This window comes from Actinoplanes sp. NPDC051470, from assembly GCF_040682035.1.
Classification (GTDB): Bacteria; Actinomycetota; Actinomycetes; order Mycobacteriales; family Micromonosporaceae; genus Actinoplanes.
On the sequence record NZ_JBFBAA010000040.1, the window covers coordinates 12,442 to 26,285 of the forward strand.

The window sequence follows — 13,844 nt, forward strand, 5'->3', positions numbered from 1 at the left end:
TTGGCGACGCACCGTGGTGTCTCTGCTGGCCGGAAGCACTGTCACGGTGTCGTCGTGTCAAAGCGCGATCGCCGGTGCGGAAGCGAGGTTCAAGACTGCTGCCGCAAAGTTGCGGGTGGTCGGCTCTGACGGCCGGTTCGTCTACGCCACCGACGACCGCGGCATCCGCCGCATCGACCCCAACACCGGCGCGGTCACATCGCTGCTGCCGGGCGGCCAGTTCGCCCCGGCGACGGCATCGGTGGCAATCGCCGGCCGCTACCTGTACGCGGTCAACAACGTCAATGGCGGCCTGGCCAAAATCGACCTCGGCTCCGGCCCCGCCACGGTGATCAACTCGAGCGTCACCGGTGCGATTGCCGCGGACGACGCCAACGTCTGGATCATCACCGGCACCACCCTGCTGAAGATCAACCCGGCCAACGGCCAAGCCACCACCATCTCCAGTCAGGTACCAACCAACGGATATGCGCCGACTGCGGCCATATCGGCGGGCAGTTACCTGTACGTTGACGTTCGCACCTCCGGTACCAGCAATTACACGAAGACGATCAGGGTCGCCAAGTCGAACGGCGCTGGCGTCACGCTCACGCCGAATTTCGGCAATGTCGCCGGCTTCGCATCGGACAACACCGGCCTCTTCGTCGCCGATGGTGGGCTCAAGACCGTCGCCTGACCACCGGACGCCGGTGCCCTTATCGAGATTTCCGCGATGAGGGCACCGGCCAATGTCTACCATTCGGCCATGCCGACAACGCCCGACATGGCCGAGAGCCTGACCGCCATCGAGGCATGGCTTGCGCGCTATGCACCCGTCAGCCACGCCACTTTGCGGCCTGGCCTCAGTGAGGCTCAACTTCAGAACCTCGAATTACGTTACAGATTCCCCTTGAACCCAGACCTCCGGACACTCCTCAGCTGGCATGACGGATCTCAGAACTCAAATGGGCTCGATATCTGGACCGACTACCTATTCGAGACGTCGGAAGAAATGTTCTCCCGGTCGCGGTTCCCCGACCCTTTGTGGGACCGCCACTGGGTGCCATTCGCCTCAGATACTGGGATTAATACATTGGTTGTCGATCATACAACCGGAGAAGGGCGAATTCTACTTCATGACGGATCGAGCGGAATTCATCCTGACTGGGCCTGGCCCAATCTGAGGAATCTCGTTGCCAAGACTGCGCATGCACTGACATTTTCATCACCATTGGACGGACGGCATGGGCGTGCCCTGGATGGCCGCTTACGTTGGGTGTCGAGGGAGTGACGAGGTGTGGGATCTGATCGAGGACAGCGATCTGATCACGCTGCCCATGGTCCTGTTCGTCCTCACCCAGCAGGACGATCCCAGCTCGGCGTTGCGGCCGCAGGGCCGCAACCAGGGCTGACCGTAGGCGCTTGCCGGAACGCACCCCCGGCTCTGCCCATCGATCACCGGATCCGGCGCTCACATCGGGATCCGGTGAGGCTCGTCAACATCGAGAGCGCCACTTGTGGATCTTGACTTCGGTAGCGCCAATCGGTAGATCCGGAGCCTGCACCGACTGTGCAATCAATCGCGAGCCTATACGGCTGCGAGCGCGGATCTGCCGAGATGAGGGAGGCGTTCGATGGTGAATCACCGCAGGGCCGCTGCGAGTTCGGCGGCGTTGTCGAACGCGGATGCCGCTCGACCAGTTTCCCCTTCGGTGAGCACGGCGGACTGGACGTGGGCCAGCATCTCGGCTGCGGTCTTTGGATCGTGCAGCACCATCGCGAGCTCGGCGCCGTAGACCAGCACCTCTACCTGCTCGACCGGGTCGTCGTCGGCTCGCGGGGCGGGCCAACGCGCTGTCGAGGATCCGAACTGCCTGTCCGACGCTACCCCTGGAATCGGCCTGCACGACAGCATTCGCCAGGGCGCCTTGGTCAGCCGCCCGGCAGGCGTGGTGGCCGGCATGGGCACGGTGGCGGCGTCCTGAACGACGCGGATCCCATTGCAGGACCGGGACGTCCGTGCGGTTGCTCACCGCCGATCGCTGGATGGTTCGAACGTGACGATGTCACCGGTCAGCGGGTACATTCCTGCGCGCCGGTGCGGCGGCGGCACGGGGATTCTGACCGGTGCCGGCGGGAAGGTGTCGAATCCGGCGACGCGGCTGTCGAGCCGGAACCGGTCGAAGACGAAGGGCACACCGTTGGCGGTCAGGCCGAAGGGAAGACCGGGGGCGTCGGTGACCTGGAAGTGCAGGTGCGGCTGGAACGAGTTGCCGTTGTTACCCACCTGGCCGAGGACCTGGCCGCGGTCAAGCCGATCGCCGGGCCGGACCCGCACGCTGCCCGTGCTCAGGTGAGCGTACACGGCGGTGCGGCCACCGCCGAGGTCCTGAAGCACGAAGTTGCCGAGCACGTCGTTGTCCCCGAGATCGGGCGGAAAGGCCGGCGGGGTGTTCTCCGGCACGCCGTCACGGACCGCGAGCACACGGCCGGGCGCGGCGGCCATGACCGCGGCGCCGAAGATGTAGTAGCTCTCATTACGCGTCGGATCACCGGCATTCGTGTTCAGCGCGGCGTCCATCCGGACGAGGTCGACCGCGTAACGCTGCGCGAGGTAGATGCGGCCGTCGAGTTCGACTCGTGCCCGCCGGTGCCCGAACGGCGGGCCGCAGCAGCCGAACACGGCGATGCTGCCACCGCGCAGCGGCGCACTCACCCGAAGCGGCTCCCGCCGCTCGACCGTGGTTCGGGCGCCGGTGAAGGTGGTCACGCCGTCGCCGTCGCCGGTGGCCACACCGAAACGGTGATCCAGACGGGTCGGTACCCGCGCGCCTGGTGCCAGCGTGACGTCGAGCAGCAGCATGCCGGATCCACCCGGCGGGAGCGTCCGGCTGAATGCGTCGTCGGTGAAGCGAAACAGCCGCCGCTCGATCGCGTCACCATCCAGCACAGCCAGGATGGTGACGGCACGGACCTCCACCCGGTCGAGCCGGACCGCGTGGTCCGTTTCGTTGCGCAGCAGAATCTCGTACACCAGATGCGCACGCCAATCGGTGGCGGGCAACGGCTGCGGCGCGGCCAGGACCTTCACGGCGAGCGGAGGTGGGGCCAGCGGACCGGCCCCTGCCGGCGCCGCGACCACGCCCGACGCGATCAGCACCAACCCGACGGCGGTCAGGGCCGACAACAGCTTCGGACCCACGAACAACCTCGGCAAGCCACGAACTCTCGATCGGCTCCTGACCCGATGCGTGTCCACCCCGGACGCGATCCCCTTGACTTTCGGCATATCCGTGACGCTATGCGTCACCGACGGCGCGGATCGATCCTGCCAGCACCACTCCCATGCTAGAGCTAGCACCAGTGCGGCGCCCTCCCAGCTCAAAAGACCTCTAGTCTCTGGCGGATACGGCAGCAGCCTGCCGATGACCTCATCACACCATCCACCCAACGATCGATCACGACGAGTATCGATCACTCTTCACGGGGCAGAACCCGTTACTCACGAGCAGAGCCAAGCGGCTGACCGCACGGCCGTGAGGGTGTCACGAACCTGATCTACGCCCGGCCCCCTGCCGGTAACGCCGTCGAGCATCAGGCTGCTCGACAAGGGGCTCGTGGTGGAGATCGACCCGGACGGGCCATCGGCGGTCGAGTTCGTCGACACCCCCGGTTTCTACCGGCGGCGCACGGCAGGAACCGGCCCACTGAGCCCGAGACGTTCCTGGTCGGGACCCGGCCGGCGCACGTGCGCCGCCAGATGCTGCGACCAGCGCGCGACGAAGGCGCCGGCGCCGTCCACGACTAGGCTCAGGGTTCCTTCCGCTGGAGATAGGTCAGGACGGCGCGGACCCGGCGGTGGTCGTCGGAGCTGTCGGCGGGCAGGTCGAGCTTGGTGAAGATGGCGTTGATGTGTTTGCCGACGACCTTCTCGCTGATGGTCAGCGCCGTAGTGATGGCGGCGTTGGAGCGGCTTTCGGCCATCAGGGCAAGGACTTCGCGTTCGCGTGGGGTGAGCCGGCGGAGCGGGTCGTGGCGGCGTGTGAGCAGTTGCCGGACCACTTCGGGGTCGATGACGCAGCCGCCGGCAGCGACCCGGTGGACGCCGTCGACGAACTCGGCCACGTCGAGGATGCGGTCCTTGAGCAGTTAGCCGACCCCGCCGGCGTCGGTGGATTCGAGGAGTTTGGCGGCGTACGCGGTGGCGACGTACTGGCTGAGGACGAGCACTGGCAGGCCCGGGTATCGCACGCGCAGGACGACGGCCGCGTGCAGTCCTTCATCGGTGTACGAGGGCGGCATGCGGACATCGGTGACGACCACGTCGGGGCGTTCGGCGTCGACGGCGGCGGCGAGGGCGGCGGCGTCACCGACGGCGACGACGTGGCGGTGGAACCGGACGAGGAGCGCGACGAGGCCCTCGCGCAGGAGGACCGCGTCGTCGGCGAGGACTACGCGCATGGCAGTTCGAGTCGCAGGACGGTCGGTCCGCCGGGCGGGCTGGACAGGGTCAGCGCGCCGCCGTGCGCCGGGCCGGTGGCTTCTCCCTCGACATGAAGCAACGGCTGGGCATCGCGGCTGCGTTGCTCGGTGACGCGCCGGTGCTGCTGTTCGACGAGCCGGTCAACGGTCTCGATCCCGAGGGCATCCACTGGATCCGCGGGCTGCTGCGCGGGCTCGCCGGACAGGGACGGGCGGTGTTCGTCTCCAGCCACCTGATGAGCGAACTGGAGGACACCGCCGACCACCTCATCGTCGTGGCCCGGGGCCGGCTCGTCGCCGACATCAGCATCGCCGGCCTGCTCGCCCGGGCGCCCGGCGACCGGGGTCGTGCTGCGCACCACGCGGACGGCCGAAGCGATGGCCGCCCTCACCGCCGGCGGCGCCACGGCCGCGCTGACCGGTCCCGAGACGCTCACCGTCACCGGCCTCCCCGGTGAGCGGATCACCGCCCTGCTCGCCGGCCTGCCCTTTTCCGAGCTGACCGCGTACCGCGTATCGCTCGAACAGGCATACCTGGAACTCACCCGCGACGGGGCCGAGTACACCGCCGCGAGGGTCGCATGACAGCGGTCCTGCGGTCCGAGTGGACGAAGTTCCGCACCGTGCGCTCCACCGTGTGGTGCCTGCTCGCCGCAGTGGGCATGATCGTGGTACTCGCCGTGCTGCAGTCGTCGGGAAGCACCGTCCCGCCGCGGACCGACGCCGGGCCGGCCGACCGGTTTCCAGTTCGTGCATCAGCCGGCTGCCGGCGACGTCACGGTCGTCGCCCACGTGCGCACCCAGGACGCGAGCCACCCGTGGGCCAAGGCCGGCGTCATCATCAAGGAGGGTACGGCGTACGCGGCGGTCATGGTCACCCCCGGCCACGGCGTGCGGACGCGCACCGGCACCACGACGGACCTGGCCGGCAGCCGCACACCGGTGCCGCGCTGGCTCAAACTCGCCCGCGCCGGCAACACCATCACCTAATCAGTGTCGACCAGCCGCACCGGCGCACCTTCGCGCGTGGGCCAGCATGGCGGCGCGCGAAATGAGTCGATCCCTGTCGCCGTACTTCAGGCTCCACCACATCCGCAACACGAACGGAGCCGGACAGGACTACTGCCCACAGAAGCCGGGTCAATAGCCGCCGCAGACTGCTTCGGGCCGTCGCGATGGGCTGTCACTCCGCAGACGGAACGTTCCTGGCTTACGGCCCGAACCGGAACCTGCCGAAGCTGCTGGACTGGCTCGCCGAGATCAGCCCAGACACTCGGGAGCCGGACTCCCGCGACGCGCCCGCGCCTGCGGCAACCGACCTGAGTGCAAGCGACCGATCCACCCCGACCTGACTGGTCCACGCCGGCCGGTCACGCCGTCGGTGGCACGGCGACGTCGACCCAGACGCCAAAGACGCAGGCGCCATACGGTTGGCACCGCAGGTCGCCGACGGCGTAGCGGTTGGTCGCCGACGGCCTGGCCGCGAACTCGGCGACGATGTATCGGTACCGGCTGTGGGATGGCCACCGCCGGTACCGGTGCTGGCTGGCCGGTGAACCAAGCTGGCAGCAACGGATCCAAACGCCGGACATGAGCACCGGCGCGGCTCAGAGCGATGAACGAACGGCGCTCGAGGCACCGCCCGACGGCGCCGGACGCGGCGACCTCGACGGGCTGCTGACGTTCCTGCAGTGGATGCGCACCCAGACCACCGGTGAGGGAAGAGCCCACCGGCCGTGGAGAACGTCCTCGCCGTGTGGCAGCTGGCCCACACCCGCCTGCACCTTGCCGCGTCGACCCCGGTCGACGGGCATCGGCGTCGGTGACCTCGCCGACCGAGTCACCCGGTCAGGGTCCACCGACATCTACGCGCGGAGGCTGGCTGTCGGCCTGCCAGGGCACCAGCGATGGCGCGCCGAGGAACCCGACTGGTGGCGGCGCACCTGGATCCGGAACCCTCGCGGGCCTTCGCACACCGCCAGGACACGCCAGGCCGACGCCGGGGCCACGACCGTGCCCCGGTTCCCGCTGCGCCCAGAACTCACCGCCGCCATCGAACCACCCCACAACCTGCACGGTCAGGACGCCGATCTGGTCCCCCCTGGCTGCGCAATCTCCCCACCGAAGGCAGAACACCCGAGCACCGCGAACAAGTGGGCCGCAGCACGTAGGCTGCGGCCCAACACGCGCTTGCCTGCGGCGGGTGGAGCGCCCCGCCGCGATCGGCCGCCATTGCGCCGACCGCACCTAATCTTTGTGTGCGGCCGCGGCCTTCCCCGCCGTGCTCAGCCGGCTCGCCCGCCTCGGCAAATCGTCGAGCCTTTGAATTGGGACTCGACATCCACCCGTCTCGGTGGCCGGCCCAGTGGCTTCTCAAGGCTTCAGTGCTGAAGAGGCTCTCGCCTTCCGGGGATCGAATATCCGACTCGGTGAAATGTCCAGTTTCGTAGGCAAAAGAGAAAGACTGCAGCCACATCTGCGCATAAACGTCGCGCCGCAATTCCGACGGGTGCATCGCCGCGCGTTCCCGCGTGAAGGCGTGAGCGTACGTCTCCGGGTCGCTAGCCAGTAATAGGAGTAGTTCCCGTTGCTGGTCGCGGACGGCCTGGTGGCGTTGCTGACGGACGGCTCGCACCTGGTAAGCGATGGACGCTGCAACACCGGAGAGAGCTACGGCGGAGATCAGGGCGGAGGCACCACCGTAGGTCTGTCCTATATCGGCGAGGGTCTTCCAATCAAGGTGCATGAGCTCGCTGGCGGCGGCGAGCGCATATGGGGTCACGCGGCGCCTGCGAGGGTGGCGATTGCCGTAACGACGAGAACTAGCGTGGCGACCAGTTGTTTGGGGGTCATAAAGGATCGGATACAGGAAGAGACGACACCTTGTACAGGCTCACCGGGTGTGAACTGGAGTTCTGGCGTATGTTCGGCGGCTGCGTCGCAGACGAACGCGAGCGCGCGAGAGTTGGGAGCAGAAGCGTAGCAGGCAGCGCCAGGCTCGCGGGCTATTGCGGGACATGTCGACGGCCCGCCATCCACTCGATCTCTACCGACGGCCGGAGCAACCACCGCAGTGAGGACACCAGCCGCCACGGCCTGGCCCGTAGCGGCAATCGGCAACTCAACCGCGTTTGACGTATCCGTTGTCCAGCAGGCGATTGACCGTCCAGGCGCTCCCGTGGAAGTCCGGCTGTTTCCCCCGCTGAAGATTCACTCCGCCGAGCCCGACGTCACCGGCGGGCGTCCCCGCTTGGAGGCGGGCCCGCGGTGCGCGGGTATCGCGCAATATCTGCGGTAGATCAGTGCATCGGCCGCGATCATCAAGTCCATTCGCGCGGCTGTCACTGCTGAATATCCGGTGTATTGAGTCAAGGAAATTGCGGGGTCGGAGTTGAGACAACGAGACCATCGCCCCCGCGGGTCGCGGTAGACCGAGCATTAGGCGCAGCGCCAATACGATGGGTCGCTCGGGCTATGTGACGTCTCGAGCACTATAGGCAAAGGCGCCCTGACGGTAGCGACACAAGATGCTTGTAGCCATTTCCTCCGGAGTCCCTCTTGGGTCGATGATCAGGTGTCGGGCGTCGATGCGGGCTTGCTCGAACTGTTTGTGCATATGCCGCGTACCGGGCTCGTCGTCACGGTTGCCCTCACGGGTGGTGACGTTCTGCACGCAGCGTTCTACCGAGGGCAGCAGAACGGCGTAGTGCAACTCGTTCAGTCCTGTAGCTTCGAAGAAGGTCGGCAGGAACCATGGCCCCATGACTCCGTCGAAGACGGACTCGTATCCTCCCCGCGCGAACTGCCCAGCTGCCGCACCCGAGGCGCGGATGACCGTCTGGTTCTGATCCTTCGCCTCTGGCAGCCACGGCGTCTGCGCACCCTGGTCCAGAAATCGGAAGAAGGCGTCTCCGCGGATCAGGACGCTAGGCGAGAGACGCGAAGAAGCGATGGAGCTGACGGTCGACTTCCCGGCTCCGGGTGGCCCGGCGATGATAAGCACGGTGGACATGCGGCCCTGTGTATCCGCATCGGCGCGGCGTTATCAAGGCAATATCGGAGGCGCTGAGGTCGCCGTCCGGCGATCGGGCGCCGACCCCACCCGTCAAGCACCGGCAGGAGTACCCATGAGGTCTTGGCGAGCATCGTCGAGCGCGCCTAGCCGGAGCCGGACGTCCGGGGCGGAACCACCTCGTCCGGGTTGTCCGCCTCGGACAGCAGCAGACGCAGCGTCCCGCGCAGTTCGGCGGCGTCGGCTTCGTACCCGGCCGCATCGTCCGGGCGGCCCATCTCCGAAAGCAGCAGGCTGTGAGTTTCCAGCGCCGTGGCAACCATGTGCAGATAACCCGGATCCGTATGCGCAGCCTGACGGAACACGAGGATCGCCGCCTCGTTGACCTTGAGCGCCGAGTCGCGGTCGCCGATCGCGGCGAGGCCGATACTGAGGTAGTACAGCGACTCGCCGAACTTCGCCCGGTAGCTCTCGTCGGTGCCGACGAGGTCTCGATAGCGCTCGACTGCCTCGGTCATGAACGGCACGGCCTCCTCGTGGCGATTCTGCTCGGTCAGCACCACGCCGAGGTTGGTCAGCGCAACGGGCAACCACGGCCGGACATCGTCCGGCCCGTAGTCGAGCATCCGCCGATACCGCATGATGGCCTCCTGGGCCACCGTGGTCGCCTCGTCGTGGCAGCCGGCCCGGGACAGCACCAGGGCGAAGTTGGTGGTCGCGTGGGTGTAATCCAGGAGGTACCGGTCGGGATCGTCCATGGCCGGCTCGTGCTGGATCTCGACGGCTTCCCGAGCCGACGCCACCGCCTCGGCATGCCGGCCGAGCCGGCCCAGGACGGTGCTGAGGTTGAGCAGCGCTTTGGCCAAATCGGACTGATGAGCGCAGCGGCCGGTCTCGCCGGGGCGGCGCAGCAGGGCGATGGCCTCCTCGACCACCGGCCGCGCCGCGGCCGCGCGATCCAGCAGGACCAGCGTTCCGCACCGGCCAGGAAAGGACCAAGGTAAACGAGGACGACCGCACCGTCTCCGAAACTCTTAAGGCCAGACTGGTCTGGCCTAAGCAGTTCCAGCCTGGCACGCCATGATGGCGAGGCTCCCGGTCGGGGCATCGGGTTTGGTCGATTTGCTGTCCTACCTGGAGCCTCGCCTCCATCGATCACCGGGCCCGCCGCCCCCGCCCTGAGCTGCAAGATCAGCTTGGAAAAGGCTCATTGGTAAGAGGGTTCTCTCGAGCCTGCCTAGGCCATCGCATAGGGGCCGTCGGTGCGCGTGCCGTCTACGATCTTGTGATGAGCAGAATGTTTGCCGACGACCAGGACACCATCCACATCGTCGGAACGCTGTCGGCCGAAGACATGCGCCGGCTGCTACCGCTGGTGAACGGCGCGTTCCAGTTGCGCGACAAACCGCTCACCACCCTGACCCTGGCATTCGACGAGGCCGCAACGATCGCCGACGACGACGCGGTCGTGGCCACCCGGGAAGCCCTGGGGGATGCGCTCGCCGTGTGCGCCGACCAGAACGCGGCCCTGCGGATCGTCGCGCCGCCGGCGCTGCGTCGCCTCTCCACCACGGGGTAGCTACCCGCTGTGGGCCCGTCGGCGGTCAGGTGCGCCGGGTGGTGCCGATGGCCCGCGTCTGCCGCTACTGCTGCCCGCTTCCCGCCTTTTCTGTGTCCAGTGGCGCACCAACGTGGGCCAGGCGTCGTTCCTCTGAGGCGCCATAGCTCACGAAGTTCCGCCGCGCTTGAGAGAGGCTCATTGAGCGGTTCGGGCCACCGCGAACCTGATCAGCGTCATGATCGTCCTGTCCGTCGTCCTCCCAGTAGCACACCGGGCAGATCTCGTAGTAGCCACGCTGGCTCAGGGTGACAACCCGCAGCAAGGGCAGGCATACGGGCCGCCTTCGGGTGGCTGGATCACGTTGATGAACGGGTCACTCATGTCGTGATCCTCGCATCGCCGCGCGCCCAGCAGCGGATGGGCATGGCTGCCCTCCGCAGCGTTTGTCATCGGCATGGCCGGGATCCAGCCGATGGTCCCGGGTGCAGCGGCGGGCAGCGAGCGAATCGCGGCTACTTGAGAGTGAACCGATCCCGCACCAGGTCACGCCTTCTCATGGGCGGTACCGCGCGCGAATCTGCAGCTTGGTGGGGCTCTTGACAGGTGGCCCTACCTGTATGAGGGTCGTCCAGTGCGGGAAGGGTAACCAGCGCAGTCCTGGTCTTTCGGAGCCGCTGCTCGCTTGGCTTGAGTCACAGCTGAGCAGTCGGATCGTTGTCGGTGCCGTTCGTTCTCTGCACGACGGGGAAAGCCCGTGGTGGATCGATCTCATGGCGCCCGACGGGTCGACATTCTCAGCGGTCCTTCGCTTCCCGAGCAGCCGTATCTCGCCGGATCAAATTGCGACGAATGCCGCGGCGCTCACTGTCGCCGAGAAGCACGGCTTGTCAGCTCCCCGCCTGCTCGCGGCCGATCTCGACGGTCGCGTGGCTGAGACATCAGCAAGTTTGGAGACCGTCGTGCCCGGGACGAGCACATGGCCCGCTGCGCCTTCCACCGAGTTGCTTCTGGCGGCAGGCGCCGCAATCGCCCAGGTCCACACCGTCATCCTCGACCCGCAACCGCAGCTCCCACTCCGGCCCCGCCCTATCGCGGTTGACGACTTCGCCCACGACCGCCGAGTCGGCCGGATGCCAACCACCGCACTACTCCAGCTGGCCGACGAACAAATTCAGGCGATCAAGGCTCCGGACCTGCCGGGCGTCTTCGTGCACGGCGATGTGTGGCCCGGCAACACGGTGGTTGCCGACGGCCGGGTCCGCGCCTTGATCGACTGGAAGACCGCCGGCGTCGGCAACCCTGGCGTGGATCTCGGCGAGCTCCGCAAACAAGTCGCGATCTTCTACGACGATGCCGCCCCCAGGCACGTGTTGCAGGGCTGGGAACGGGCCAGCGGCACGCGGGCCGACAACCTCCCCTACTGGGACGCCGTGGCTGCTCTCAACACGCCCACCGAGTCCTACGGCCCCCACGCCGCACGTCGGCGTGACGACTTCCTTCGAGCCGCCATCGCACAGTTGCGACAACACTGATCGCCGAGCTGACCAAGCGAAGCCGAGATCGGCCAACGCCTGCCCGATGACAGCTGTACAAACAGCAACACCAGGCCCACTTCACACCGTGACGGGCATGCCGCCGAGCGGATCGCGGCAGATGCGGACGCACGGGCCGGCGGCCGGATCCGTCCTCATCCGATCGGCTAAGTTATGCAGTCATGACTACCGGGACGGCATCACGCCACGCACAGATTGGTGACCCGGTGCCCTTCTGAGCGCCGTACGGGCCGGTACCGGCCCGCTTATGGATCGAGAATCCTGCACTTCTGCGCGGGCTCCACCTCTGTCGTGTTGATCAAGGTCGAGACCTCAACGACGACAGGAGAAGTCATGCCCACCAAGACGCTGCACATCCCCACTGCAGACGGCCAGGCCGACGCGTTCGCCGCTCTCCCCGACGCCAGCGGGCGATGCCCAGCAGTGCTGATGTACCCGGACGGCTTCGGCATCCGGACCGTGCTGCGGCAGATGGCCTCTGAACTGGCCGAGCACGGATACTACGTGCTCGTCCCCAACGTCTTCTATCGGCACGGCCCGACACCCGTGATCGAGCTTCCCGAGCACATCGGAGACGAAGCCCGGCCCGCGATTTTCGCTCGACTCATGCCCATGATCAAGGCGCACACCGCCGAACGGGCCCTGAGCGACGCCGACGCCTATCTCAGGTTCCTCACCACCCAACCCGAGGTCAGTACCGGACCGGTCGCGGTGACCGGGTACTGCATAGGCGGTCTCATGGCGGTACGCACCGCTGCGGCCTACCCCGACCAGGTGGCTGCGGTGGCCGGATTCCACGCCCCCGTAGGCGCCGACGGGCCGGATGTCCTCTCCAAGCTCACCGCCCAGCTCCACTTCGGTCACGCCGAGGGCGACATAACCCCTGGGGCTCTTAAGGAGCTCAACGAGACCCTGAATGCCGCGGGCGTCAGCTACACCTCCGAGATCTATCCCGGCACCATCCATGGCTTCACCATGTCCGACACCGACGCATTCAACCCGGCCGCGCTGCAACGCCACTGGGACCGCCTCTTGTCCCTACTCGGCAACACCCTGACCACCAGCTGATCGTTCGAGTTGTTCTGGGGTCAGGCTGCCCGAGCGGCGGGCTGGCCCCCGCAACGTTTTCGTCACTGCTGATGCAAAGACGCTCACCACCAACCTCGAATCGACGCCTCGACCGATCGGCTCCGCTCCGCACGCCCGGACGTGAACGCACTACTTTCGGCAGATCCGGACATCGGTGGAGCCGCACGTTGTGACGGAGGGTAGTCGGAAGCCGCAGGAGTGACTTCCCGGTTCGCTAGGTCAGCGATCGGTGCCGACCACCGCCGAAAAGTGCCAACTAGGACCGAAAGTCACACACTCTCTGGCCGAGTTCTCCCACGGCGACTCCGCTCCCCGCCGTCGTACACATGTTCCATCCGCAGTCTGTGAGCAAGCGGCGAGCCGCGTCGGACGTCCGACGCGGCAGTTCTAGGAAGGTGGAAGACGAGTCCGAGCTGGCAGGCCTGAACGGCGGCGGCTCCTTCTGGTCCCCTCAGCACCCGGCTGCTTACCGCCGACGCGGGTCCGTGGCGGCTATTCATCGCATCCGATGCTCGCAGGTTGAAGAGACGCACCGACAGCGCCGCCGCGAACTGGGACGACATCTCGCCACTGATCAGCGAATTCGCGCTCGACTCAGTCAACCTTCGCGGCTTGTCGCGGCGGATCTACGTCGGTGCCGAAGGGAGCGGTGACGTCAGGTCAGACGTTGCGCGGATCCGGTCATCGATCGATGACCGTTACCAAGTCAGCAAGGTTCACGTCCGCCGGCCCGACGACGACGAGAAGCTCGGAAACTTGAACGTTGACTTTACGGAAATGACCGTAACCGCCGGGCGCGGAGATGCATCGATCGCATCGCTGGCCCGAGCCGCAGAGCTGCTCGCCCACAGCCAACCGTCCGACTTTTCCGCGCTCACGGCCACCCAAGCCCAGCCTCTCACTGGCGCAACCGACCCAGAATCCGAGAGCACCTAGGCTCCGCGATCGGACGATCCTGAGCGTCGGGAACGAGACGGCACGCGGGCCCCGCGAACCACGGATCCGGGCGGCGACGGCCACCATTTCCCCGGGTGGCCTGGATCACCTGGGGCCGCCGTGGCGGCGAATGCCGCCCGCTGCCGCCAGGTGTCAGCGCCTCCAGATCACGCACGGATCACGCCTCGTCCACAAGGGACGAAGAAATGGCCCTGACCAGGCACGAAACGCC

The 13,844-nt window shown here is 66.9% G+C and carries 14 protein-coding genes and 2 pseudogenes; 9 read left to right on the forward strand and 7 right to left on the reverse strand.

Going from position 1 to position 13,844, the window contains the following annotated elements:
* Window positions 1–13: 13 nt before the first annotated feature.
* Together AB0M54_RS42000 and AB0M54_RS42005 are read left to right on the forward strand one after the other, a co-directional pair.
* On the forward strand, window positions 14–676 hold the full coding sequence (locus tag AB0M54_RS42000; RefSeq protein ID WP_364477909.1) for a DUF5074 domain-containing protein: 663 nt from the start codon (window positions 14–16) through the stop codon (window positions 674–676).
* 87 nt (window positions 677–763) lie between these two features.
* A complete protein-coding gene (locus AB0M54_RS42005; RefSeq protein WP_364478031.1) occupies window positions 764–1,270 on the forward strand; it encodes an SMI1/KNR4 family protein in 507 nt (168 codons plus the stop codon).
* 351 nt (window positions 1,271–1,621) lie between these two features.
* Here AB0M54_RS42005 and AB0M54_RS42010 read toward each other — a convergent pair.
* The 3 genes and pseudogenes from AB0M54_RS42010 to AB0M54_RS42020 form a co-directional block, all read right to left on the reverse strand.
* Window positions 1,622–1,975: pseudogene (locus AB0M54_RS42010) on the reverse strand (VOC family protein); the annotation flags it as partial.
* A gap of 33 nt (window positions 1,976–2,008) precedes the next feature.
* A complete protein-coding gene (locus AB0M54_RS42015; protein WP_364478033.1) occupies window positions 2,009–3,139 on the reverse strand; it encodes a M23 family metallopeptidase in 1,131 nt (376 codons plus the stop codon).
* Window positions 3,140–3,789: 650 nt separating this feature from the next.
* Window positions 3,790–4,440 (reverse strand): annotated as a pseudogene (locus AB0M54_RS42020) (response regulator transcription factor).
* A 92-nt stretch (window positions 4,441–4,532) separates the two neighbouring features.
* Between AB0M54_RS42020 and AB0M54_RS42025 the strand changes: the two are divergent.
* From AB0M54_RS42025 to AB0M54_RS42035, 3 genes are all read left to right on the forward strand, one after another.
* Window positions 4,533–4,919, forward strand: coding sequence for an AAA family ATPase (locus AB0M54_RS42025; RefSeq protein WP_364478036.1), 387 nt, complete (start codon window positions 4,533–4,535; stop codon window positions 4,917–4,919).
* Window positions 4,810–5,046, forward strand: a complete 237-nt coding sequence (locus tag AB0M54_RS42030; RefSeq protein WP_364478041.1) for a hypothetical protein — start codon at window positions 4,810–4,812, stop codon at window positions 5,044–5,046. The genes AB0M54_RS42025 and AB0M54_RS42030 overlap by 110 nt, the downstream gene beginning before the upstream one ends.
* 165 nt (window positions 5,047–5,211) lie before the next feature.
* A complete protein-coding gene (locus AB0M54_RS42035) occupies window positions 5,212–5,451 on the forward strand; it encodes a hypothetical protein (RefSeq protein ID WP_364477912.1) in 240 nt (79 codons plus the stop codon).
* A gap of 1,051 nt (window positions 5,452–6,502) precedes the next feature.
* Here the strand turns inward: AB0M54_RS42035 and AB0M54_RS42040 are convergent.
* From AB0M54_RS42040 to AB0M54_RS42050, 3 genes are all read right to left on the reverse strand, one after another.
* On the reverse strand, window positions 6,503–7,207 hold the full coding sequence (locus AB0M54_RS42040; protein ID WP_364478039.1) for a DUF6082 family protein: 705 nt from the start codon (window positions 7,205–7,207) through the stop codon (window positions 6,503–6,505).
* Window positions 7,208–7,933: 726 nt separating this feature from the next.
* Window positions 7,934–8,473 (reverse strand): hypothetical protein, encoded by a 540-nt coding sequence (locus AB0M54_RS42045; RefSeq protein ID WP_364477915.1) that lies wholly within the window; start codon window positions 8,471–8,473, stop codon window positions 7,934–7,936.
* A 146-nt stretch (window positions 8,474–8,619) separates the two neighbouring features.
* Entirely contained in the window at window positions 8,620–9,408 is a 789-nt protein-coding gene (locus AB0M54_RS42050) for a tetratricopeptide repeat protein (protein ID WP_364477918.1), read from the reverse strand.
* Between the two features lie 353 nt (window positions 9,409–9,761).
* On the opposite strand from AB0M54_RS42050, the gene AB0M54_RS42055 reads away from it, so the two are divergent.
* Window positions 9,762–10,052 carry a hypothetical protein gene (locus AB0M54_RS42055; RefSeq protein WP_364477921.1) on the forward strand — a complete coding sequence of 97 codons (291 nt, stop codon included), beginning with the start codon at window positions 9,762–9,764 and terminating at the stop codon, window positions 10,050–10,052.
* Between the two features lie 64 nt (window positions 10,053–10,116).
* Here the strand turns inward: AB0M54_RS42055 and AB0M54_RS42060 are convergent, their stop codons facing one another.
* Window positions 10,117–10,356: a CPCC family cysteine-rich protein gene (locus tag AB0M54_RS42060; protein ID WP_364330542.1), complete on the reverse strand. Its 240-nt coding sequence runs from the start codon at window positions 10,354–10,356 to the stop codon at window positions 10,117–10,119.
* Between the two features lie 295 nt (window positions 10,357–10,651).
* Here AB0M54_RS42060 and AB0M54_RS42065 point away from each other — a divergent pair, with 295 nt between their 5' ends.
* From AB0M54_RS42065 to AB0M54_RS42075, 3 genes are all read left to right on the forward strand, one after another.
* The gene (locus tag AB0M54_RS42065; RefSeq protein ID WP_364477924.1) at window positions 10,652–11,566 is read left to right on the forward strand and encodes an aminoglycoside phosphotransferase family protein; all 915 of its coding nucleotides are present in this window, start codon (window positions 10,652–10,654) and stop codon (window positions 11,564–11,566) included.
* Window positions 11,567–11,920: 354 nt separating this feature from the next.
* On the forward strand, window positions 11,921–12,655 hold the full coding sequence (locus tag AB0M54_RS42070; RefSeq protein ID WP_364477927.1) for a dienelactone hydrolase family protein: 735 nt from the start codon (window positions 11,921–11,923) through the stop codon (window positions 12,653–12,655).
* Window positions 12,656–13,195: 540 nt separating this feature from the next.
* Window positions 13,196–13,612, forward strand: coding sequence for a hypothetical protein (locus AB0M54_RS42075; RefSeq protein WP_364477929.1), 417 nt, complete (start codon window positions 13,196–13,198; stop codon window positions 13,610–13,612).
* The last annotated feature ends 232 nt before the right edge of the window (window positions 13,613–13,844 follow it).